We start from the raw sequence: 22739 nt of genomic DNA on the forward strand, positions 1-22739 counted from the left end.
CTACTCCTGTACGGCGGTGTGCGAAGCGGTGGAGGCGGGCACGGGCGGCGGCGCGCTCAACCCGGCGATGACGAATTCGCGCAGCGTCGCCACCGAGGACGGCGCTATGTCGTAGTCCTCGGTGCTGCCGAAGCGCATGATGATCAGGTCGAAGGCCAGTTGCCAGCGGCGGCGTGCCTCGCCGGAGGTCAGCTCGGGCAGCAGTTGCGACCACGACTCCATCCGGAACCACTGGTGCTGCCAGGACATCGGCCGCCGGCGCAGGATCAATCCGGCCAGCAGCCGCAGATGCAACCGGCCCATCGGGTCGGCGGCGAGGTCGACGAACGGCGCGAGCACCGCATCGACCACCGCCGGGACGGAGCTGGGTTCGGTGGCCGTGGCCGCCGCCAGCCCCTCGGCCCACAGCGGTCCGAGCCGATCCTCGATCAGGGCGGCGATCAGCGTTTCCTTGGAGCCGAAGTGGTAGTGCACCGCGGCCGGGTTGGCGCCCGCGGCCACGCAGATCGCCCGCACCGAGACGTCCTCGTAGCGCTCGGTCAGCAGTAACCGCTCCGCGGCCGCCAGCAGTTTGGCCCGGGTACCCGCCGCCACCTTCTCGCCCATGCGGTTAGTGAACCACGACACAGGACAGGTTTCAATCATTGATTGAATCAGTGAGACAAAGTGCTGCGCAACGGCGGTTTTTCCGATAGTGGACATGTCAAGGAATACTGGGGCAGCCGCCCTCGTTCAGGTGATTGAACTTTTGATCAGACCCCAGGAGGCGGCCATGCAGTTCGGCATCTTCACCGTCGGCGACGTCACCGTCGATCCGACCACCGGAATCGCGCCCACCGAGGGCGAACGCATCGACGCGATGATGCGCCTGGCCCTGAAGGCCGAGGAGGTCGGGCTGGACGTGTTCGCCACCGGTGAGCACCACAATCCCCCGTTCGTGCCGTCCTCGCCGACCACTATGCTCGGCTGGGTCGCCGCGCGCACCGAAAAGCTGCAGTTGTCGACCTCGACCACCCTCATCACCACCAACGACCCGGTGAAGATCGCCGAGGACTACGCGATGCTGCAGCATCTGTCGGGCGGCCGGGTCGATCTGATGATGGGCCGCGGCAACACCGGCCCGGTCTACCCGTGGTTCGGCAAGGACATCCGCAAGGGCGTCGAGCTCGCGATCGAGAACTATCACCTGCTGCGCCGGCTGTGGCGCGAACCGGTGGTCGACTGGCAGGGTCAGTTCCGCACGCCGCTGCAGGGATTCACCGCCACTCCCGCACCGCTGGACGGCACGCCGCCGTTCGTGTGGCACGGCTCGATCCGGTCGCCGGAGATCGCCGAGCAGGCCGCCTATTACGGCGACGGCTTCTTCCACAACAACATCTTCTGGAACAAGGAACACACCCAGGAGATGGTGCAGCTGTACCGGCAGCGGTTCGAGCACTACGGTCACGGCTCGGCCGACCAGGCGATCGTCGGCCTGGGCGGGCAGGTCTTCATGGCCGAGACGGAGACGGCGGCCAAGAAGTTCTTCCGGCCGTACTTCGACAACGCGCCCGTCTACGGGCACGGTCCGTCGCTGGAGGACTTCACCGAGATGACGCCCCTGACCGTCGGTACTCCCGAGCAGGTCATCGAGCGCACCCTCGGCTTCGCCGACTACGCCGGCGACTACCAGCGCCAGCTGTTCCTGATCGACCACGCCGGCCTGCCGATCGACGTCGCCCTGGAACAGGTCGAAATCCTCGGCCGCGAGGTGGTGCCGGTGCTGCGCAAGGAATTCGAATTGCGCCGTCCCGCACACGTTCCCAGTGATCCGCCGACCCACGCGTCGCTGGTGGCCGCCGGTCCGGAGGCGCCGCACCACTTGGTCGAGCCGGCGCGCGAGCGGCTGCTGGCCGCCGCCGAGCAGGCCTGATTCATCCCGCAGTAATCAACCGACCGCCGTACTCATCCACCGCATCGAACGAGGGACGAAAACCCATGTCGCATACCGTTGTCGTACTCACCGCCGGGTTGTCCCAGCCGTCGAGCACCCGTCTGCTCGCCGATCAGCTCGCCGATGCGGTGACCTCGGCCGTCGGCGCCCGCGGTGAGGCCGTCGACATCGAGGTCATCGAATTGCGCGATCTGGCAAGCGATCTCGCCGCCACGATGGTGTCCGGCGGTCTGCCGACCCCCGCGGTGGCGGCAGCGCGGGAGAAGGTCTCCGCCGCGGACGGTCTCATCGCCGTCACCCCGGTGTTCGCCGCGAGCTACTCCGGGTTGTTCAAGATGTTCATCGACGTGCTCGACACCGACGCGCTCAACGCCATGCCGGTGCTCGTCGCCGCCACGGCCGGAACCGCGCGGCACGCGCTGGTGCTCGAGCATGCGATGCGGCCGCTGTTCACCTATCTGCGCGCCGTCGTCGTTCCGACCGGCGTGTTCGCCGCGACCGAGGATTTCGGTTCGGCCGGACTCGGCGAGCGGATCCACCGCGCCGCGGCCGAATTCGCCACCCTCGTGGTCGCGGTGCCGACCGGTGTGGACGGCTTCCTCCCGGAACCGACCCGGGCCCGGCAGTCGGGCAACCATGTCGGCGAGGTGACGCCGTTCGCGAAGCTGCTCGCTGGCCACACGGGGCATACCCAACATCCCCATCGCCCGGCCGAACAGCGGTAGGACACCCCCGGCCGACGATCGGTTCGCCCGCTTTAGCAGGCGAGGGAAACATCTCGGCAGATTCACTGCTGCCGCCCGCGCACCGGATTCGGTGCGCGGGCGGCCGCAGGCGACATGATGGAGGGGTGACAACGGGCCCCGAAGAGCTTCTCGACGAATGGTTGCGTATTTCCCTGCGAGAGGTGCGGCCGGGACCGCGCCGCGCCGCCACCGATCCGATCGGCAGCGGTAGTCCGATCACCGTCGGGACATGTCTGGAGTTGTTCGATGCCCAGGCCACGAGCCGGCATCTGGATATCGCGGCGCGGCGGCTCGGCGTGGCGAAACGCGGGTACTACAGCATCGGCTCCAGCGGCCACGAGGGCAATGTGGTGCTGGCACAGGCATTGCGCAGCACCGATCCGGCGCTGCTGCACTACCGGTCGGGCGCCTTCTTCGTGCATCGCTGCCGCCAGGTCCCGGGGCTGGATCCGATTCGTGACGTGCTGCTGGGTGTCGTCGCGGCGGCCACGGAACCGATCTCGGGCGGGCGGCACAAGGTGTTCGGCAGCGCGCCCGCGTCGGTCATACCGCAGACCTCCACCATCGCCTCCCATCTGCCTCGGGCGATGGGTCTGGCGTTCGCCCTCGATCGGGCGCGACGGCTGGGCCGGGAAACACCGTGGCCCCGAGATGCGGTGGTGCTGTGCACATTCGGGGACGCCTCGGCCAACCACTCGACCGCGACAGGTGCGATCAACGCCGCGATCCACACGGCTCACCAAGGTATTCCGATGCCGCTACTGTTCGTCTGCGAGGACAACGGGATCGGAATCAGCGTGCCCACTCCCCCGGACTGGATCGAATCGGCCTTCGCGTCACGACCGGGTCTGCGGTATTTCGACGCCGACGGCTCCGATCTGCGGCAGGCCCTGTCGGTGGCCTCCGCCGCCGCGGAATCCGTGCGCGCGCGGCGGCGGCCCGCCCTGTTGCGGCTGCGCACGGTGCGACTGCTCGGCCATGCCGGATCCGATGTGGAGTCGGCGTATCGGCGACCGGAGGATATCGAGGCCGACCGGCGCCGCGACCCGGTGGCCGCCACGGCCCGGCTCCTCGTCGAGATCGGCGCGGCGACCGCCGAGGAGGTTCTCGCCCACTACGACGCGATCGGTGCCCGAGTGGCGGCGACGGCGGCCCGGGTGGCGGAGGAACCGCATCTGGACTCGGCCGAGGCGATCCGGGCGCCAGTGGTATTCGCAGGTGAACGACAGCCCCTCGCCATTCTCGGCCCGCGAGCCGACGATCGCACGCCACGCGTCGACTCCGCGCCGCAGCCGCAGGCCGAGAGTGCGCTTCGCACAAGCGCTTTCGATCAGACGGCCGCCGGATCCGCACCCACCGCCCGAGCGCGACCTCGCAACGCTCCCGGCGACTCCGGCTCCCGCGCTTCGACGCCGGCGGATTCCATTCACTCCTCGACCGACGGTGAGTCCGGTTCGACGGGGCGCGCGCAGGCGGCACCGGGACAGACGGCCGAGCGACCCGGGCCGATGACGCTCGCACAGTCGATCAACCACACCCTCGCCTCACTACTCGCCGATCAGCCCGATGTACTGGTCTTCGGCGAGGATGTCGGCCGCAAGGGTGGTGTCTACGGCGTGACCAAGGGGCTGCAGCGTGAGTTCGGGGCGCGTCGTGTGTTCGACACCCTGCTCGACGAGCAGAGCGTGCTCGGCACCGCGCTGGGCGCCGGACTCGCCGGATTCGTTCCGATTCCGGAGATCCAGTATCTGGCCTACGTGCACAATGCGCTGGACCAGATCCGGGGTGAGGCGGCGACCCTGTCGTTCTTCTCCGCGGGGCAGTACCACAATCCGATGGTGGTGCGGATCGCCTCGTTCGGTTATCAGCGCGGCTTCGGCGGGCATTTCCACAACGACAATTCCGTTGCGGCGCTGCGCGATATCCCCGGAGTGGTCGTCGCCGCGCCGGCCCGGGCCGACGACGCGGCCGCGATGCTGCGGCGGTGCGTCGAGGTCGCTCGCGGCGAGGGCAGGGTATGTCTCTACCTCGAACCGATCGCCCTCTACCACACCCGCGACCTGCACCGCCCCGGTGACGCGGGCTGGCTCGCCACCCCCGCCGACGAACCGGCATCCCTCGCCCGCGCCCGAATCCACGGCGACGGTGCCGATCTCACGATCGTCACCTTCGCCAACGGTGTGCCGATGAGCCTGCGCGCGGCACGCCGCTTGGCGGACAACGGCATTCACGCACGCGTGCTCGACCTGCGCTGGCTCACGCCGCTTCCCGTCGACGATCTGCTGCACCATGCCCGCACCACCGGCGCCGTACTCGTCGCCGACGAGACCCGCCGCAGCGGCGGGGTATCGGAGTCGGTGTGCACCGCGCTGCTCGACGGCGGTTTCGACGGCCGTCTCGCGCGCGTCACCAGCGCCGACAGTTTCGTCCCGCTCGGACCGGCCGCCGAACTGGTGCTGCTGAGCGAAGCGGCGATCGAGGCCGCGGCGCATCGGCTGCTGGAATCGGGCCCCCGCTCCCAGGTCTGACGCACGCGGGCGGGCGCGCCGAAGACCGGCCGCACCCGCCCCGCGGCCGATGCTCAGCGCAGGGTGACCGTTGTCGGCAGCGCGGCGAAACCGCGATTGTTCGAGGAATGGAGGCGCCGCAGCCCGGCCGGGTCGACGTCGTAATCGGCGATGCGGGCGGTGATCTCCCCGAGCGCGGTCCGCAACTCGAGCAGGCCGAGATTCGAGCCGAGGCAGTGGTGGCGGCCGCTGCCGAAGACCAGCGCATCGGAGGTGTCTCGATCGAGATCGAAGGCGTCGGGCCGGTCGAACACCTCGGGATCACGGTTCGCCGAACCGGTCAGCAACAGCATCCGCGCCCCCGCCGGAATCGTCACGCCGTGCAGTTCGACAGCTTCGGTGGTGGTGCGCAACTGCGACTGGGTCGCCGGGTCGTAGCGCATGCCCTCGGCGATCCAGTCGTCGACGCGCCCCAGCGCCGCGGCCCGCTGGTCCGGATTCGCCCACCCGGCGTACCAGAGATTGCCCAGGGTGAGCATGCTCGTCTCGATGCCCGCGCCGATCAGCAGGATCAGCACGCCCACGATTTCCTCGGGGGTGAGCCGGTCGTCCCCGTCGGCGGCGTCGAGCAGACCGGACAGCAGGTCGTCGGTGCGGTGCTTGCTGCGTTCGATGGTCAGCTCGGTGTAGTAGCCGACCAGGGCGCCGATCGCCTGCATCGCCTCCGGCCGCAGGTCGGTCGACTCCTCCTCGGTGTACATGATCTCCATGCCGAGTTTGCGCACCAGGTCGCGGTCCGCGCGCGGCACGCCGACCAGTTCGGAAATCACCTCGGTGGGGTACGGGCCGGCGAAGTCGGTCATCAGGTCGAAACTGCCGCGTTCGAGCAGCGGCTCCAGGAGGTCGGTGGCGATCTCACGCAGTCGCGGCGCCAGCGCCTGCACCCGGCGCGCGGTGAACGCGCGCGTGACCAAACCACGCAGGCGCGTATGTTTCGGCGGATCCATCGCCACGAAGGAGAAGAACTGCTCGGCCTGAGGTCCCCAGAAGGCCGGTTCCATCCGCAGCCCGTTGGCGCTCGAGAAGCGATCCGAATCACGCAGTGCGGCAAGGACATCGGCGTAGCGCGACAGTGCCCAGAAGTCGTCGTCGCCGTTGCGGAACACCGGCGCCTGTTCCCGAAGTTGTGCGTAGACCGGATACGGATCGTCGTGAATTCCGAAATCGTACGGACTGAATTGCACTGACATCTTCGACCTCCCCAGCCGCACGGCAGGGGCCGCGCCGGTTCGCCATCCGACCTGACAGGATGACAGTAGTCGATAATGGTTCGTCGCCGTCGACGGAAGGAAGAGGTGTCATGGAACCAGTGACCGGATCACACCGCCCGCATGCGGATCCGGTGGCGCCGCCCGGTATCGATGTCACCACCCCGCATCCGGCCCGGCGCTACGACTACTGGCTCGGTGGCAAGGACAACTTCGAGGCCGACCGAGCCTCCGCCGAAGCGGTGGCCGAGGCCTTCCCGAGCGTGCAGATCTCCGCGCTGGAGAATCGAGCATTCCTGCACCGAGTGGTCGGTTATCTGTCGGCCGAGGTCGGCATCCGGCAATTCCTGGATCTCGGCGCCGGCCTGCCGACCGCCGGCAATGTGCACGAGATCGCGCAGGCCGCCGCGCCCGAATCCCGCATCGTCTACGTCGACAACGATCCGATCGTCGCCCTGCACGCCCGCAGCCTGCTCGCCGGCGCACCCGAGGGCGCGACCGCGTATCTGGAGGCCGACGCGCGCGAACCCGAAAAGATCCTCACCCACCCGGACCTGCTGACCACGCTGGATCTGTCGCAACCGGTGGCGCTGATGATGCTCGCGGTGGTGCATTTCTTCACCGACGAGGACCGCCCCTACGACATGGTGCGGCAATGGATCGACGCGCTGGCGCCCGGCAGCTATCTGGTGATGTCGCATGCCACCAGCGACCACCTGTCCGAGGAGGACCTGGCCGACAGCGAACAGGCCAACAAGCGCAGCGGTATCCCGTTCCGGCTGCGCTCGACCGCCGAGTTCAGCCGATTCTTCACCGGGCTCGAACTCGTCGAACCCGGGATCGGGTCGATCATCAACTGGCCCATCGAGTCTCATCGGGCACATCCGCGGCCGGAGGCGGTATCGATGCTCGGCGCGGTGGCGCGCAAACCCTGATCCGGTTTCCTCGACGACGTCGGCCCCGATTCCGCGGAGTGCGGAACCGGGGCCGAATCGTCATGTGCTGCAGGCGGTTACCCGCCGGCCGCGATCAGGGCAGCGGACCGCCCGCGGCGATCGCCGACAGGGTCGCGAACTCGTCGCCCTTCAGCGAGGCACCACCGACGAGCGCGCCGTCGATATCGGCGGCCGCGATGAGCTCGCCGACGTTCTTGGCGTTCACCGATCCGCCGTAGAGGATGCGCACACCCGCCGCGACCTCCTGGCCCGCCAGCTCGGCCAGTTCGGCGCGCAGCGCACCGCACACCTCCTGCGCGTCCGCCGGGGTGGCGACGCGACCGGTGCCGATCGCCCAGACCGGCTCGTAGGCGATGACGACCTTCGCGATCTGCTCCGGCGTCAGCCCCTTGAGCGAACCCCGCAGCTGCTCGAGGTTGTACTGCACGTGGGTCTGCGCCTCGCGCACACCCAGCCCCTCGCCGATGCAGACGATCGGAGTCATGTCGTACTGCAGCACCTTCTTGGCCTTCGCCAGCACCGTGGCGTCGTCCTCGTTGTGGTACTGCCGCCGCTCCGAGTGGCCGACCACGACGTAGCTGCACGACAGCTTCGCCAGCATGGCCGCACTGATCTCACCGGTGTAGGCGCCGGATTCGTGCACCGACACGTCCTGGGCACCGAAGGTGATCCGCAAGCGGTCGCCCTCGATGAGGGTCTGGATGCTGCGAATGTCGGTGAACGGCGGGATGACCGTGACGTCGACCTTGTCGAAGTACTTGTCCGGCAGGGCGAACGCGATCTTCTGCACCAGGGCGATGGCCTCGAGGTGGTTGAGGTTCATCTTCCAGTTGCCGGCGATCAACGGTTTGCGTGCCATGATCAGCCCTCCCCGTCCTCGAGCACGCTGATACCCGGAAGCTGTTTGCCCTCCAGGTATTCCAGCGAGGCGCCGCCGCCGGTGGAGATGTGAGAGAACCCGTCCTCCGGCAGGCCGAGCGTACGCACGGCCGCGGCCGAATCGCCGCCGCCGACCACCGTGAACGCACCCTTACCGGTCGCGCCCACCAGGGCCTCGGCCACCGCACGCGTCCCCGCGGCGAAGGCCTCGAACTCGAACACACCCATCGGCCCGTTCCAGAACACCGTCCGAGCCTCGGTCAGCAGCGCGGCGAACCGCTTGGCCGACTCGGGCCCGATGTCCAGGCCCATCCAGCCCTCGGGAATCTCGTTGGCGGCCACCGTCTTCGACTCCGCGTCCGCGGCGAACTTGTCCGCGGCCACGATGTCCACCGGCAGGTGGATGACGTCGGCGAAACGCTCCAGCAGCCCCTTGCAGGTATCGATCATCTCCTCCTGCAACAGCGAGGAGCCGACCGAAAGACCTTGGGCGGCAAGGAAGGTGAAGCACATACCGCCACCGATGACGAGGGTGTCGACCTTGGGGGCCAGCGCCTCGATCACGGCGAGCTTGTCCGACACCTTGGAACCGCCGAGCACGACCGCGTACGGGCGCTCGGTGTCGGTGGTGAGCTTGCGCAGGACGTCGACCTCCGCGGCGACCAGCGTGCCCGCGTAGTGCGGCAGCAGTTCGGCCACGTCGTAGACCGAGGCCTGCTTGCGGTGCACCACCCCGAAGCCGTCGGAGACGAACGCACCGTCGTCGCCGACCAGCTCAACCAGCGCCCGGGCCAGCTTCTGGCGCTGGGCGTCGTCCTTGCTGGTCTCGCGCGGATCGAAACGGATGTTCTCCAGCAGCAGCACATCACCGTCGGTGAGGCCCTCGGAGCGCGCGAGCGCGTCCTGGCCCACCACATCACCGGCGAGCTGGACGTTGCGGCCGAGCTCCTCGCTCAGCTTCGCGGCCACCGGTGCCAGCGAGAGCTTCGGATCGGGTTCGCCCTTGGGACGGCCCAGGTGGGCGGTGACGACGACCTTGGCGCCGGCCTCGGCCAGCGTCTTGATCGTGGGCACCGAGGCGATGATCCGGCCCGGATCGGTGATCACGCCGTTGTCGAGGGGAACGTTGAGGTCGGAGCGCACGAGCACGCCCCGCCCCTCCACGCCCTCGGCAAGGAGATCCTGAAGGGTCTTGACTGCCATGGGTTTACAGCGACTTGCCGACGAGGCCGATCAGGTCGGCGAGGCGGTTGGAGTATCCCCACTCGTTGTCGTACCACGACACGACCTTGACCTGGTCGTCGATGACCTTGGTCAGCGGCGCGTCGTAGATCGAGGAGTGCGGGTCGGTCACGATGTCGCTGGAGACGATCGGGTCGACGTTGTACTTCAGGATGCCCTTCAGCGGGCCCTCGGCGGCGGCCTTGTAGGCGGCGTTGATCTCGTCGACGGTCGCCGACTTGCGCAGCGTCGCGGTCAGGTCGGTGACCGAACCGGTCGGCACCGGTACGCGCAGCGCGTAGCCGTCCAGCTTGCCCTGCAGCTCCGGGAGCACCAGGCCGATGGCCTTGGCGGCGCCGGTACCGGTGGGCACGATGTTCAGGGCGGCGGCGCGGGCGCGACGCAGGTCGCTGTGCGGGCCGTCCTGCAGGTTCTGGTCCTGCGTGTAGGCGTGGATCGTGGTCATCAGGCCACGCTCGATGCCGAATTCGTCGTTGAGGACCTTGGCCAGCGGGCCGAGGCAGTTGGTGGTGCACGACGCGTTGGAGATGATGTTCTGGCTGCCGTCGTACTGGCTGTCGTTGACACCCATGACCACGGTCAGATCCTCACCCTTGGCGGGTGCGGAGATGATGACCTTCTTGGCGCCGGCGGCCAGGTGTCCCTTGGCCTTGGTGGCGTCGGTGAAGATGCCGGTCGACTCGACGACCACGTCGACACCCAGATCGCCCCACGGCAGCGCGGACGGGCCCTCCTTGATGGCCAGTGCCTTGATCCGCTGGTCGCCGACCACGATGGTGTCGTCGCCGTCGAGCGAGACGTCCTGCGGCAGCCGGCCGAGGATCGAGTCGTACTTCAGCAGCGTGGCCAGGGTCGCGTTGTCGGTGAGGTCGTTGACCGCGACGATCTCGATATCGGTGGTGCCGAGCGCTTTCTGCGCCTCCACCGCCCGGAAGAAGTTACGTCCGATACGACCGAAGCCGTTGATGCCTACCCGGACAGTCACGTTATCGCTCCTCAGCTTTCAAGCGGATTCATTCCGATGCCAGACCACCCTAATGCCCGGCCATAACATCACGGACACGCCCCTGCCGCGACCTCACCGACCCGACGCTGCGCCGGTGAGCGTATATTCGCGCCTTTCGCACCGAACCGTCGCGGACGCGGCCGCCGGCCCTGCCCACTCGCGGCGGGGATACCCATCTGCCAGGCTTTTCACCGGCCCCGGATCACCTGTTTCGGTGCCGGTGGGTTCGGTAGCGAAAGCCTATCGCACCGCGCTCGCTCGCGACGGCGTCACGATCGCAGGTTGTGGACAACCACGAACCTGTGGACAAACCATCGCTCGTGCGGCACAAGGAGTTTCGCGGCGAGGGTCCGGGCCGGCATCCGCGGCCCGGGACCCTCGCCGCTCACGCGTCTTCGAGAAGTTCGGCCGTGACCGCCGACTCGGTATCGGGAATGCCCAAGTCCTTGGCGCGGCGGTCGGCCATGGACAACAGCCGGCGAATACGCCCGGCGACGGCGTCCTTGGTCATCGGCGGGTCGGCCAGCTGGCCGAGTTCCTCCAGGGAGGCCTGGCGGTGCTGCACGCGCAGCCGTCCCGCGGCGGCCAGATGGTCGGGCACGTCCTCGCCGAGGATCTCGAGGGCACGCTCCACACGAGCCGCGGCGGCGACCGCGGCCCGGGCCGAGCGGCGCAGGTTGGCGTCATCGAAGTTGGCGAGGCGGTTCGCCGTCGCGCGGACCTCCCGCCGCATCCGGCGCTCCTCCCAGGTCAGGCGCGTGTCCTGGGCGCCCATCCGGGTCAGCAGGGCACCGATGGCCTCCCCGTCGCGCACCACGACCCGATCGGTGCCGCGCACCTCGCGGGCCTTGGCCGAGATACCCATCCGGCGGGCCGCGCCGACCAGGGCCAGTGCCGCCTCGGGCCCGGGGCAGCTCACCTCGAGCGCCGAGGAACGCCCGGGCTCGGTCAGCGAACCGTGGGCCAGGAAGGCGCCGCGCCAGGCCGCCTCCGAATCGCCGATGCTGCCGCCGACCACCTGGGCGGGCAGCCCACGCACCGGACGGCCGCGCACATCGAGCAATCCGGTCTGGCGGGCCAGCGCCTCGCCCTCCTTGGACACGCGCACGACATATCGGGAGGTCTTGCGCAGACCACCCGCGCCCAGCACGTGCACATCCGATCCGTAGCCGTAGAGCTCGAAGATCTCGCGCCGTAGTCGCCGCGCGATCGAGCCCATATCGACCTCGGCCTCGACGATCACCCGACCGCCGACGATGTGCAGGCCACCGGCGAACCGGAGTAGGGCCGACAGTTCCGCCTTGCGTGCACTCACCTGCGAGACGGACAGACGGCTCAACTCGTCTTTCACCTCGGCTGTCATCGCCACGAGACCCGCTCCTTTCCACCCAACACGGACCGCACCTGCTGGACCGGATGCCGTCCTTCGACTCGAAGCCCTGCCAATTCCGGCCGAGGTTGGCGGATCACCTGATCCAGTGCGGCGGCTAGCTTTCCAGGGTGGTGCCGGTCCGTCCCCGCCTCGGCGACATCAGCGAAGGTTACTCGTGCACGCAGCTGTTCGGCAGCTCTTGCCACATGTTCGCGCTCCCTACCCTCGGGTACGGAGCCGGAGTCCACCAGCACATCATCGACAGCGAAATCCGGTGCGTGCTGGGACAATACATGCAGATGCCGTTCGGCGGAGAATCCCGCGGTCTCTCCGGGCTCCGCCGCCAGGTTCAGGACCAGCACTTTTACCGCGCGGGTATGCATCAGCGCCGCCCGCAGATCCGGCACGAGCATGTGGGGAATGACGCTGGTGAACCAGGATCCGGGGCCCAGGACCACCACATCGGCGTGCTCGATCGCCGAGGTGGCCTCCGGGCTGGCCGGCGGGTCGGACGGGATCAGCCGGACCCGGCGCACCTTGCCCGGCGTGGTGGCCACCGCGACCTGACCGCGGATACACCTGCTCACCCGCGGGTCGGCCTCCAGCCCGGAGACGTCGGCCTCGATGGTCAGCGCGGTCGGCGACATCGGCAGCACGCGGCCGGTGCAGCGCAGGATCGCGGCCATCTCGTCGAGCGCCGCGACCGGGTCGCCGAGCACCTCGGCCAGCCCGGCCAATACGAGGTTGCCCACCGAATGCCCGGCCAGCGCTCCGGTGCCGCCGAAGCGATGCTGCGCCGTGCGCGCCCAGATCCCGTCGGGGTCCTCGGCCAGGGCGGCCAGCGCCATCCGCAGGTCGCCCGGCGGCAGCATGCCCAGTTCGGAACGCAGGCGTCCGGACGATCCGCCGTCGTCGGCGACGGTGACGACCGCGGTGATGCGCTCGGTGATCCGGCGCGCGGCGGTCAGCGTGGCGTAGAGGCCGTGTCCGCCGCCCAGGGCGACCAGCGTGGGTTCGGAGGGAGTGGTGTCGTCACGATGGTCCGCGTCGGTCATTCGCGCCCCAGATCCCGGTGGACCACGCGGACGACATCGGTCGAGGCACTGTCGGGCCGGCCCAGCAGTTCACCCAGCTCCTCGGCGATCGCCACGCTGCGGTGCTTACCACCGGTACACCCCACTGCCACGGTCATATATCGCTTACCCTCCTGGCGGTAGCCGCTGGTGGTCAGGTCGACCAGATGGCGGCAGGTATTCACATAGTCGTCGGCGCCGGGCCGTGACAACACGTACTCGCTGACCACGGCGTCCTGCCCGGTATGTTCCCGCAATTCCGGAATCCAATGCGGATTCGGCAGAAATCGCACATCGAAAACCATGTCCGCATCCAGCGGAACGCCGTATTTGAATCCGAACGATTGGATCGTCACCTGCAGGGCCGCGGGCGCGCCGCCGCCGTAGGCCTCCTCCAATTTGCGGTGCAACTGGTGGACCGACAGCGCGGTGGTGTCGATCACCAGATCGGCGGCGGTCTTGACCTTCGACAAGGCACGGCGTTCCGCGGCGATCCCGGCCGAGAGGGTGCCGTCGGCGCTTTCGCTCTGTAGCGGGTGGCGGCGGCGGGCGAAGCCGAAGCGCCGGATCAGCACATCGTCGGAGGCCTCGAGAAACAGCAGGCGGGTGCCGACACCGTTGGCTCGCAGTTGATCGGTCACCCCGGACAGATCGCCGGTGAAGAAGCGGCTGCGCACATCCATGACCAGCGCCAGTTTCGTGATCGGCGGATCGGCGGCGGCGCCGAGCTCGATGAGCCGGCCGATCAGCTCCGGCGGCAGATTGTCCGCGACGTACCAGCCGAGATCCTCGAGGACTCGGGCCGCGGTACCGCGACCGGCACCGGACAGGCCGGTGACGATGACCACCTCGACCGGATGCGCCTCGGGCCGCGGCCGAATGCCGGTACTCGCGTTGGGGTTCGATTCGACGCTCGTCATGTCCTATCGGGTTCCGTCCGTGGCTGCCATTCGATCATCCTGCCCGCCCCCACCGGCCGCGGCCGTGCGCGCAGCGCCGGCGAAACCGAGCCGTGACCGAGACGTCATTCGGAGTTGAGTGCCGCGAGCACGGCCTTGGCCGTCGCCACCCCGATACCGGGCACCTCCGTGATTTCCTCCACCGTAGCCTGCTTGAGTTTGGCCACCGAACCGAAGTGCGTCACCAGTGCGGTACGCCGCGCCTCACCCAGCCCCCGCACCGAATCCAGGGCCGAGGCGGTCATCCGGCGCGAACGCTTACTGCGATGGAAGGTGATGGCGAACCGGTGCGCCTCGTCGCGCACGCGCTGCAGCAGGAACAGCGATTCGCTGGTGCGCGGCATGATCACGGGGTCGGGCTCGCCCGGCACCCACACCTCCTCCAGGCGCTTGGCCAGCCCGATCACCGCGACGTCGGTGATGCCGAGTTCGTCGAGCACCTCGGCCGCGGCCGCCACCTGCGGCGCGCCGCCGTCGACGACGTACAGGTTCGGCGGATAGGAGAATTTGCGCGGACGTCCGGTGGCCGGATCGATCCCGGGCGGCAGATCCGCGGGCTCCGCCTCGGCGGTGGCGATCGCCGCGGCGCCGGCCCGGTGCTGCGAAGCATCGGTTCCGCCCTCGTAATGCGCCGTGCCGGCGTCGGCCTTCGCCGCCGCACTCATCTCGTCCAGTTCCTTGCGCAACCGATAGAACCGGCGCCGGGTGACCTCGGCGATGCTGGCCACGTCGTCGGAGCGGCCCTCGCCCGCGGCCTCCTTGATGGTGTAGTGGCGGTATTCCGATTTACGCGGCAGCCCGTCCTCGAACACCACCAGCGAGGCGACGACATCGGTGCCCTGCACGTGGCTGATGTCGACACATTCGATGCGCAGCGGCGCGCTGTCGAGATCGAGCGCATCCTGAATGCCTTGCAGCGCGGCCGATCTCGCGGTCAGATCGCCGGCGCGCTTGAGTTTGTGCTGAGCCAGCGCCTCCTGCGCATTGCGCTGCACGGTCTCCATCAGCGCCTTCTTGTCACCGCGCTGCGGCACCCGCAGCGCCACGGCCGAACCGCGCAGCCCGGACAGCCAGCCCTGCACCTGCTCCGGATCGCCGGGCAGTTCCGGCACCAGGACCTCGCGCGGGACCGCGGTGGCGGGGGTTTCGGTATCGGTGTGCTCGGCGAAGGCGGCCTGCTCGCCGTAGAACTGGGTGACGAACTGTTCCACCAGGGCGGCCAGCTCGCTCGGCCCCCGGTCGCCCTCGTCGATCGGCGCGGCGCCCGCGGCGTCTTCGGTGCCGGCCCAGTTCAGGTCCACCGCGTCACCCGATTTGTCGACGACCCAGCCGCGCTGGCCGCGCACCCGTCCATCGCGCACGTGAAAGATCTGAACCGCGACCTCGAGTTCGTCGGCGGCGAAGGCGATCACATCCGCGTCGGTGCCGGTGCCGAGCACGACCGCCTGCTTTTCCAGCGCGCGCTTGAGGGCGGCGACATCGTCGCGCAGCCGGGCGGCGGTCTCGAAGTCCAGATCCGCTGCGGCGGACTGCATTCGGCGTTCCAGCTCCCGCACCATGCGATCGGTGCGGCCGGACAGGAAGTCGCAGAAGTCCTCGGCGATGCGGCGGTGTTCGTCGGCGTCGACCCGGCCGATGCAGGGCGCCGAACATTTGTCGATGTAACCGAGCAGGCACGGACGCCCGATCTGCCTGTGGCGCTTGAACACTCCGGCCGAACACGTCCGCACCGGGAACACCCGCAACAGCAGATCCACCGTCTCGCGAATCGCCCAGGCGTGGGCGTACGGCCCGAAATACCGCACGCCCTTCTTGCGAGCACCCCGATAGACGAACACCCGCGGATATTCCTCGTTCATACTCACCGCGAGCATGGGGTAGGTCTTGTCGTCGCGGTAGCGCACGTTGAAGCGCGGATCGAATTCCTTGATCCAGTTGTACTCCAGCTGCAGCGCCTCGACCTCGGTGGAAACCACCGTCCACTCGACGCTCGCGGCGGTGGTCACCATCTGCCGGGTGCGCGGATGCAGCGAGGACACATCGGCGAAGTAGGAATTCAGGCGGCTGCGCAGACTCTTGGCCTTGCCGACATAGATCACCTGCCCGTAGGAATCCCGGAATTTGTAGACGCCGGGTTCGACGGGAATGGTGCCCGGTGCGGGGCGATAGGTCGCGGGATCTGCCACGCCACCAGGTTAACGACCGGCACCGACAGCGGTTGACGCGCGGACCGCCCTCGTCATCGGTGCATCCGATGGGCGCCGGCGAGGATCGCGTCGCAGAGTGCCTGTTCGGGTTCGGAGAGCCGGCTGTGCCGGCGCAGCAGCACGAACTCCAGCTCACCCAATTCCGGCAGCTTCTCGTCCTCGACCGCGAAAAGCCCTGGCGGAAGCAGGGTTTCGGCGTGCGCCACGACTCCCAGGCCGGCCAGCACGGCGGCCCGCAGCCCGAGCTGACTGTCACTGACGCAGGCGATCCGCCAGGTCCGGCCCTCCCGTTCGAGTGCGCGCAGTGCCACGTGCCGGGTCAGGCTCGGCGGCGGATAGGTCACGACGGGCACCGGATCGACGATGTCGCCGATGCCCGAGCGCCCGGCCCACACCAGCCGGTCGCGCCACAGCAGTTCCCCGTGCCGCTCGCCGGGCAGCCGCTTGGCCACCATCAGGTCCAGCTCGCCCGCCGCCATCCTCGTCTTGAGGTTCTCGCTGAGCCCGACGATCAGTTCCAGATCCACGCCCGGATGCGAACGCTGAAATTCCAGCAGGACGTCGGGCAGTTCACGGGCCACCAGGTCGTCGGAAGCGCCCAGCCGGATCAGTCCGGTGAGGAGGGAATCGGAGAAGTACCGGTCGGCCTGAGCCTGTGCGTCGAGGATGCTGCGCGCGAAGCCGACCATCGCGGCCCCGTCGGCGGTCAACGCCAGATTGCGGGTGTCACGGCGGATCAGTTCGCGGCCCGCGGCCTGCTCGAGCCGCGCGATATGCCCGCTGACCGTGGACTGGCGCAGGCCGAGGATGCGGCCCGCCGCGGTGAACCCGCCGGCGCGTTCGACCGCCAGGAAGGTGCGCAGCAATTCCGGATCGAACACACTCATCACGTTACTCGTTCATAGATATCGCTTCCATCGGCTTTGGCGATCAGTGGGTCGCGCCGTACCGTGGCGAGGTGACGTTGCTGGCCAAACTCCGTATCGACGGCTTCCTGCTGGGCTTGTTCGCGGCGATGGCCATCGGCCTGATCCTGCCCGCTCGCGGCGGCGCGGCCGACGTCCTGGCGTGGGTCACCAAGGTAGCGATCGCGGTGTTGTTCCTGCTGTACGGCACCCGGCTCGAACCGCGCGAGGCGCTCGCGGGCCTGCGGCACTGGCGGCTGCACACCACGGTGCTCACCGCGACCTACGTCCTGTTCCCGCTGCTCGGCCTGGCGATGCGACTGCTGGTCCCCTCGGTGCTCAGCGACGAGCTCTACACCGGAATGCTGTACCTGTGCCTGCTGCCCTCGACGGTGCAGTCCTCGATCGCCTTCACCGCCATCGCGCGGGGCAATGTCGCGGCCGCGGTGGTCAGCGCGTCGGTGTCGAACCTGCTGGGCGTCTTCCTGACACCCCTGCTCGTGATGCTGCTGATGCAGACCACCGGTGACGCCACCGTCTCGCCGATGTCGATCGTGGAGATCGTGGTGCAGTTGCTGCTGCCCTTCATCGCCGGTCAGCTGCTGCGACCGAAGCTGCATCGGCTATTGGCGCACACCACCCTCACCAAGGTCGTCGATCGCGGTTCGGTGTATCTCGTCGTCTACGCGGCCTTCAGCGCGGGCATGGTCGAGCACGTCTGGCAGGGACTGGCCGTGGGTCGCCTGCTGGCGGTCGCAGGCGTGGCGATCGTCCTGCTGGCGGTGGTGCTGGGCGTGACGGCGGGAGCGGCCCGGCTGCTCGGATTCGACCGGGCCGACCGCATCGTGGTGATCTTCTGCGGATCCAAGAAGAGTCTGGCCACCGGCCTGCCGATGGCGACGGTCCTGTTCGCCGGCCATCCGGTGGGCCTGATCGTGTTGCCGCTCATGATCTTCCACCAGATCCAGCTGATCACCTGTGCCGCACTGGCCGGGCGATGGGGTCGCGCCGCGGAGGAGGCCGAGGCAGCCCGGACCGCGGTCACATCTCCCGACGCGGCGGTCCCGGGTATCACCCCGGTTCCGCGAAGCTGACCCCGGCCGGCGCCGAAAGCCGTTCGCGGGCAGCCACTTCGACGGCCAGCGCCGCCGCCAGATCCCCGCGTTCGCCGACCACCACGGTCTCGAGCTCGAGCCACCCGGCCATCGCCTCCAATTGCCCGGCCAGTTCGTAAGCGACGCGCGCGTGGGGCCGATCGGGTTCGGCGAAGGCCCCGAGCACGTGCAGCCGGCCGGTCGCACGATCCGCGCGCAGGTCCACCCGGCCGACGAGTTCACCGTCGAGCAGGAACGGAAAGACGTAATAGCCGTGCACCCGTTTGTGTTCCGGGGTGTAGATCTCGATCCGGTAGTGGAAATCGAACAGCCGCTCGGTCCGAGGCCGGAAGAAGATCAGCGGGTCGAACGGGCACAGCAGGGCGGCGCCGTCGACCCGCCGCGGGAGCCGGGCCCCGGTACGCAGGTAGGCCGGCTTGTCCCAGCCGTCCACCCGCACCGGCTCGAGTTCTCCGGCGTCGACCAGCTCGGCCAGCGCCGGTTCACACTGCCGCCGATGCAGCCGGTAGTAGTCGCGCAGGTCGGTCTCGGTGGCCACCCCCAACGCGTCGGCGGCCCGCAGGACCAGCGCACGCACGGCGTCCGCTTCGTCGACGCGGCGGCTCACGACCTCGGCCGGCAGCACGCGCTCGGTGAGGTCGTAGTGCCGCTGGAAGCCGACCCGCTTGTCCACCGAGAGCTCCCCGGTGGCGAACAACATCTCGCACACCACCTTGGTATCGCTGTGGTTCCAGCCCCAATGATCCTTGCGCCGCGGGCGATTCAGCTCGAGCTGCCGTTCCACCTCCGCCGCGGTACACGCACCGACCTGGTCGATCACGTTCAGTACACGGCCGGGCAGATCGGGATTCTCGTCGAGTACCCGGCGCGCCCCGCCCCAGCGGCCGTGCGCGTAACCGGCCATCCGCCACCGCAGCAGCGGCCAATCCTCGACCGGAATCAGCGCCGCCTCGTGTGCCCAGTACTCCACGAGCCGGCGCGGCCGCCGCGCGCTGTGTTCCCATATCGCCTCGTCGAGCAGCGTGCGATCGTAGGCGCCGATCCGGGCGAACACCGGCGCGTACTGTGCCCGGACCACCGCCGCGACCGAATCCAGTTGCAGCAGTTTGGTATTACGGACGACGCCGAGCACGGTGCGGCGGCTCGCGCCACCAGACCCGTCCGCGCGGTCGCGGGCGGCGGTGGCGAATCCCTGGGCGGCGAGTGCGGCCCGGCGGGCCGCGGCGGAGGTGATGGTGCGCACGCACCGAATCTGCCATGGGCCACCGACAGATATGCCGGAGCCGGGCTCACGACGGCTCGAATCTGCTACCTTGAACACGTTCGATACACGAATGTATCCAAATCGCCCCGAATGCGGAGGAGTGCCCGTGGCACCGTCACAACAGCCGGATGTCATCGTCGTCGGAGCCGGGCTGGCCGGACTGGTGGCCACCTACGAGCTGACGCGCGCCGGACGGCGGGTGCTGGTACTCGACCAGGAGAATCGCAACAATCTCGGTGGGCAGGCGTTCTGGTCGCTGGGCGGATTGTTCCTCGTCGACAGCCCGGAACAGCGGCGCCTCGGCATCAAGGACTCCTTCGCGCTGGCCTGGCAGGACTGGCTCGGTTCGGCGGGATTCGATCGCGACGACGAGGACCACTGGGCTCGCCAGTGGGCACGCGCCTACGTCGAGTTCGCCGCCGGGGAGAAGCGGCAGTACCTGCACGATCTCGGCCTGCGGGTGACTCCCCTGGTCGGCTGGGCCGAACGCGGCGGCGCCACCGCCGACGGGCACGGCAATTCGGTGCCACGCTTCCACCTCACCTGGGGCACCGGGCCGGAGGTGCTGCGCGTCTTCCTGGAACCGGTCCTGGCCGCGGAGCAGCGCGGACTGGTCGAATTCGCGTTCCGGCACCGGGTCGACGATCTGATCGTCGAGGACGACGCGGTGGTCGGCGTCCGGGGCAGCGTGCTGGAACCGAGCGACCTGGATCGAGGCGTGGCCTCGTCGCGAACGACGGTGGGCGAGTTCGAATTCCGCGCTCCGGCGGTGCTGGTGTCCTCCGGCGGCATCGGCCACAACCACGACCTGATCCGGAAGAACTGGCCCACCGAACGGCTCGGCCCCTGCCCGCAGACCATGATTTCCGGCGTGCCCGCCCATGTCGACGGCCGCATGCTCGCGATCTCCGAATCGGCCGGCGGGCGCATCGTGAACCGCGACCGGATGTGGCACTACACCGAGGGCATTCACAACTGGGATCCGATCTGGCCCGATCACGCCATCCGCATCATCCCGGGACCGTCGTCGCTGTGGTTCGACGCGAACGGAAAGCGTTTGCCCGCACCGTGTTTCCCTGGTTTCGACACGAATACCACGATGAAGGCGATCCTCGACACCGGCTACGACTACTCGTGGTTCGTGCTCACCCAGTCGATCATCGAGAAGGAGTTCGCGCTCTCGGGTTCCGAGCAGAATCCCGACATCACCGGCAAGGACCTCAAACTCACGCTCAAGAGCCGCGCGGCCAAAGGTGCTCCCGGCCCGGTCGAGGCGTTCAAACGGCACGGCGTGGACTTCGTCGTCGCCGACACCCTGCCGGAACTGGTGCGCGGCATGAACGAGATCGCACGCGGCCCGCAGCTGGACCTGGCCGCGCTGGAACACCAGATCGTCGCCCGGGATCGCGAACTGGACAACAAATACAGCAAGGACGCGCAGCTGATGGCGGTCGCCAACGCGCGACGCTCACTCGGCGACAAACTGGGCCGGGTCGCGGCACCGCACCGCATTCTCGATCCCGCGCACGGTCCGCTGATCGCGGTACGCCTGAACGTGCTGACCCGCAAGACGCTGGGCGGTCTGCAGACCAACCTCGACTCGCAGGTGATCCGCTCCGACGGCGCCCCCTTCCCCGGCCTGTACGCCGCGGGTGAGGTCGCCGGCTTCGGCGGCGGTGGCGTCCACGGCTACAACGCGCTGGAAGGCACCTTCCTCGGCGGGTGCATCTTCTCCGGTCGCGCGGCCGGGCTCGCGTTGGCCCGGCAGCCGCGTTAGGGGCGCTCCAGGCTCTTCGCGCCGACGGTGCGGGTCAGGCTGAAGATCGGCAGGCCGATCACCAGATGTTCGATAGCGGTGGACACTCCCACCCAGATATCGCTGGACAGCGTCAGCGGAATGACCACCGCCGCCGCGATGAGGATCCCGACGATCCAGGCGAAGAACATGTCCGGCGACGGCGTGCCCAGATGCAGCAGGTACCAGAGCACGCCGGCGAGCAGGGCGCACAGGAACGCGACCACGGCGAACCAGTAGCCCTGCTCGGCCATCGGGTTCCAGACGCCGAATTTGCCGCTCTCGGTGGCACGGGTGGCGACGACGTCGATGATCCACGCGCACAGCCACGCCGCCAGCGCGGTGACGACCGCGGTGGCGAGCACCCCGCCCGCGAACATGCCCACGTTCACCTCGGGCCGCCGGGGCGCCGGCGGCGCTCCGCCCGGCGTCCGGTAGGGCTGGTAAGCGGGATCCTGCTGGTAGGCGGGTTCCTGATACCCGCCCGGCTGATAACCGCTTTCGTACCGCGTGGTGTGCTGCTCACGCGGATCCTGGGGATGCACCGCCGATCACCTCCGTCGAATGTGTGTGCCGAGTGTAGGGCCGTACCCACCGCCCGGCGCGCCTACGGCATACCCGGTGTCGCGTCGGCATACACCCGCCCCTCCGTTGCGCGCCGGATCGAGGCGCCCCGATCCGGCGCGGAACCGATCATGCCGGAAGCAAGCGTCTCTCGTAGTCGGCCGCCAGTGCCCGCAGCGCGGCGGCGCCGTCCCCGGCGAAGCTGGAGCCGTGCATCACCGCGAGGGTCGCCGGATTCAACTCCGCCAATCCGTACAGGGCGGCCGGTACCGCGGGCCCCAGTGACGTCGCCCGGAAGACGTCCTCGGCGAGGACGGCCGGACCGACCACGTCGGATTCCGTCAGTGCGGGCCCGTCGCCGACCTGGGTCATGAGATCACCGCAGAACAGCACACCCGTGGTCTCCTCGTAGAGCACCCGCGACTCCCAGTTGTGCGGTGCGTGCGGAGTATCGATATGACGGACGCGCCGCTCGCCGAGTTCGATGACCTCCCCGTCGGCCAGCGGGCGTGGCGGCCGGTCGGCGAGATCGTCGAGGGAGACCTGACAACCGAGGATTCCGTGTGCCACCTGCGCGTGCGGCGCGGCGGCGAGGAACAGGTTCATCGCCCCGCATTCGTCGGCCTCGACGTGGCCGAAGGTGATCCAGCGCAGCCGTTCGACCGGCACGATAGCGTTGATCTGCTCGCTCACCAGCGGGTACAACGCGCGCATGCCGCAGTGGAACAGCAGTGGCTCCTCATCGACCACGAGAAATTGGTTGAAGCTGAATCCGGTCGGACCGACCTCGGGCACGAAGGTGGATATCCGGTAGATCCGGTCGGCTATCTCATCGGTACGGGTCTGCATGGTCTCGCTCCCATCCGGGCCTCGCGCGCCGGGCGATCACCTACGGCGGCGCGGACCCGCTGTCTCCGAGTCGACCCCCGAGTCAGATGTTATCCAGAT

Annotated in this window: 19 protein-coding genes; 6 read left to right on the forward strand and 13 right to left on the reverse strand. The window is 68.7% G+C overall.

Annotated features, from left to right (window positions below; all coding sequences use genetic code 11):
* Positions 1-606 (reverse strand): TetR/AcrR family transcriptional regulator, encoded by a 606-nt coding sequence (locus RJ03_RS14820; protein WP_036502557.1) that lies wholly within the window; start codon positions 604-606, stop codon positions 1-3.
* A gap of 166 nt (positions 607-772) precedes the next feature.
* On the opposite strand from RJ03_RS14820, the gene RJ03_RS14825 reads away from it, so the two are divergent.
* From RJ03_RS14825 to RJ03_RS36010, 3 genes are all read left to right on the forward strand, one after another.
* The gene (locus RJ03_RS14825; protein WP_036502560.1) at positions 773-1912 is read left to right on the forward strand and encodes an LLM class flavin-dependent oxidoreductase; all 1140 of its coding nucleotides are present in this window, start codon (positions 773-775) and stop codon (positions 1910-1912) included.
* A 65-nt stretch (positions 1913-1977) separates the two neighbouring features.
* On the forward strand, positions 1978-2658 hold the full coding sequence (locus tag RJ03_RS14830) for an FMN reductase (protein WP_036502562.1): 681 nt from the start codon (positions 1978-1980) through the stop codon (positions 2656-2658).
* Positions 2659-2783: 125 nt separating this feature from the next.
* A complete protein-coding gene (locus RJ03_RS36010; protein ID WP_373281701.1) occupies positions 2784-5207 on the forward strand; it encodes a thiamine pyrophosphate-dependent enzyme in 2424 nt (807 codons plus the stop codon).
* 53 nt (positions 5208-5260) lie between these two features.
* Here RJ03_RS36010 and RJ03_RS14840 read toward each other — a convergent pair whose 3' ends face one another.
* A complete protein-coding gene (locus tag RJ03_RS14840; protein ID WP_036502567.1) occupies positions 5261-6436 on the reverse strand; it encodes a cytochrome P450 in 1176 nt (391 codons plus the stop codon).
* 110 nt (positions 6437-6546) lie between these two features.
* Between RJ03_RS14840 and RJ03_RS14845 the strand changes: the two genes are divergently transcribed.
* Positions 6547-7389 carry an SAM-dependent methyltransferase gene (locus tag RJ03_RS14845; RefSeq protein ID WP_051024699.1) on the forward strand — a complete coding sequence of 281 codons (843 nt, stop codon included), beginning with the start codon at positions 6547-6549 and terminating at the stop codon, positions 7387-7389.
* 94 nt (positions 7390-7483) lie between these two features.
* On the opposite strand, the gene tpiA is transcribed toward RJ03_RS14845, so the two are convergent.
* The 8 genes from tpiA to RJ03_RS14885 all read right to left on the reverse strand — a co-directional run bounded on the left by tpiA (position 7484) and on the right by RJ03_RS14885 (position 17035).
* Entirely contained in the window at positions 7484-8269 is a 786-nt protein-coding gene (gene tpiA, locus RJ03_RS14850; RefSeq protein ID WP_030514034.1) for a triose-phosphate isomerase, read from the reverse strand.
* A gap of 2 nt (positions 8270-8271) precedes the next feature.
* Complete coding sequence (locus RJ03_RS14855) at positions 8272-9492, reverse strand: phosphoglycerate kinase (protein WP_036502570.1); 1221 nt, start codon at positions 9490-9492, stop codon at positions 8272-8274.
* A gap of 4 nt (positions 9493-9496) precedes the next feature.
* Positions 9497-10516: a type I glyceraldehyde-3-phosphate dehydrogenase gene (gene gap, locus RJ03_RS14860; RefSeq protein WP_036502572.1), complete on the reverse strand. Its 1020-nt coding sequence runs from the start codon at positions 10514-10516 to the stop codon at positions 9497-9499.
* 406 nt (positions 10517-10922) lie between these two features.
* The gene (whiA, locus tag RJ03_RS14865) at positions 10923-11906 is read right to left on the reverse strand and encodes a DNA-binding protein WhiA (RefSeq protein WP_036502574.1); all 984 of its coding nucleotides are present in this window, start codon (positions 11904-11906) and stop codon (positions 10923-10925) included.
* Positions 11897-12964, reverse strand: coding sequence for a gluconeogenesis factor YvcK family protein (locus RJ03_RS14870; protein ID WP_036502576.1), 1068 nt, complete (start codon positions 12962-12964; stop codon positions 11897-11899). Before RJ03_RS14870 ends, whiA begins: the two co-directional genes overlap by 10 nt.
* A complete protein-coding gene (gene rapZ / locus RJ03_RS14875) occupies positions 12961-13902 on the reverse strand; it encodes an RNase adapter RapZ (protein WP_051024700.1) in 942 nt (313 codons plus the stop codon). The genes RJ03_RS14870 and rapZ overlap by 4 nt, the downstream gene beginning before the upstream one ends.
* Before the next feature lie 104 nt (positions 13903-14006).
* Complete coding sequence (gene uvrC / locus RJ03_RS14880) at positions 14007-16127, reverse strand: excinuclease ABC subunit UvrC (RefSeq protein WP_036502580.1); 2121 nt, start codon at positions 16125-16127, stop codon at positions 14007-14009.
* 53 nt (positions 16128-16180) lie between these two features.
* A complete protein-coding gene (locus RJ03_RS14885) occupies positions 16181-17035 on the reverse strand; it encodes a LysR family transcriptional regulator (protein WP_036502583.1) in 855 nt (284 codons plus the stop codon).
* 71 nt (positions 17036-17106) lie between these two features.
* Here RJ03_RS14885 and RJ03_RS14890 point away from each other — a divergent pair, with 71 nt between their 5' ends.
* Entirely contained in the window at positions 17107-18147 is a 1041-nt protein-coding gene (locus RJ03_RS14890; protein WP_051024701.1) for a bile acid:sodium symporter family protein, read from the forward strand.
* Here RJ03_RS14890 and RJ03_RS14895 read toward each other — a convergent pair.
* Positions 18125-19411 (reverse strand): winged helix-turn-helix domain-containing protein, encoded by a 1287-nt coding sequence (locus RJ03_RS14895; protein ID WP_036502585.1) that lies wholly within the window; start codon positions 19409-19411, stop codon positions 18125-18127. The genes RJ03_RS14890 and RJ03_RS14895 overlap by 23 nt on opposite strands.
* Positions 19412-19502: 91 nt before the next feature.
* On the opposite strand from RJ03_RS14895, the gene RJ03_RS14900 reads away from it, so the two are divergent.
* Positions 19503-21209: an FAD-binding dehydrogenase gene (locus tag RJ03_RS14900; RefSeq protein ID WP_051024702.1), complete on the forward strand. Its 1707-nt coding sequence runs from the start codon at positions 19503-19505 to the stop codon at positions 21207-21209.
* Here RJ03_RS14900 and RJ03_RS14905 read toward each other — a convergent pair.
* The gene (locus tag RJ03_RS14905) at positions 21206-21772 is read right to left on the reverse strand and encodes a hypothetical protein (RefSeq protein WP_036502588.1); all 567 of its coding nucleotides are present in this window, start codon (positions 21770-21772) and stop codon (positions 21206-21208) included. The genes RJ03_RS14900 and RJ03_RS14905 overlap by 4 nt on opposite strands.
* A 148-nt stretch (positions 21773-21920) precedes the next feature.
* Positions 21921-22640: an MBL fold metallo-hydrolase gene (locus tag RJ03_RS14910; protein ID WP_036502590.1), complete on the reverse strand. Its 720-nt coding sequence runs from the start codon at positions 22638-22640 to the stop codon at positions 21921-21923.
* Positions 22641-22739 lie beyond the last annotated feature (99 nt).

The organism is Nocardia aobensis NBRC 100429 (genome assembly GCF_000308375.1).
Lineage (GTDB): Bacteria > Actinomycetota > Actinomycetes > Mycobacteriales > Mycobacteriaceae > Nocardia > Nocardia aobensis.

Bases quoted from the DNA above. Each gene is read 5' to 3' on its own strand.
- RJ03_RS14820 (WP_036502557.1), bottom strand. From the start codon at position 606: ATGGGCGAGAAGGTGGCGGCGGGTACCCGGGCCAAACTGCTGGCGGCC.
- RJ03_RS14825 (WP_036502560.1), top strand. From the start codon at position 773: ATGCAGTTCGGCATCTTCACCGTCGGCGACGTCACCGTCGATCCGACC.
- RJ03_RS14830 (WP_036502562.1), top strand. From the start codon at position 1,978: ATGTCGCATACCGTTGTCGTACTCACCGCCGGGTTGTCCCAGCCGTCG.
- RJ03_RS14840 (WP_036502567.1), bottom strand. From the start codon at position 6,436: ATGTCAGTGCAATTCAGTCCGTACGATTTCGGAATTCACGACGATCCG.
- RJ03_RS14845 (WP_051024699.1), top strand. From the start codon at position 6,547: ATGGAACCAGTGACCGGATCACACCGCCCGCATGCGGATCCGGTGGCG.
- tpiA (WP_030514034.1), bottom strand. From the start codon at position 8,269: ATGGCACGCAAACCGTTGATCGCCGGCAACTGGAAGATGAACCTCAAC.
- RJ03_RS14855 (WP_036502570.1), bottom strand. From the start codon at position 9,492: ATGGCAGTCAAGACCCTTCAGGATCTCCTTGCCGAGGGCGTGGAGGGG.
- RJ03_RS14870 (WP_036502576.1), bottom strand. From the start codon at position 12,964: ATGACCGACGCGGACCATCGTGACGACACCACTCCCTCCGAACCCACG.
- rapZ (WP_051024700.1), bottom strand. From the start codon at position 13,902: ATGACGAGCGTCGAATCGAACCCCAACGCGAGTACCGGCATTCGGCCG.
- RJ03_RS14885 (WP_036502583.1), bottom strand. From the start codon at position 17,035: ATGAGTGTGTTCGATCCGGAATTGCTGCGCACCTTCCTGGCGGTCGAA.
- RJ03_RS14900 (WP_051024702.1), top strand. From the start codon at position 19,503: ATGTATCCAAATCGCCCCGAATGCGGAGGAGTGCCCGTGGCACCGTCA.
- RJ03_RS14910 (WP_036502590.1), bottom strand. From the start codon at position 22,640: ATGCAGACCCGTACCGATGAGATAGCCGACCGGATCTACCGGATATCC.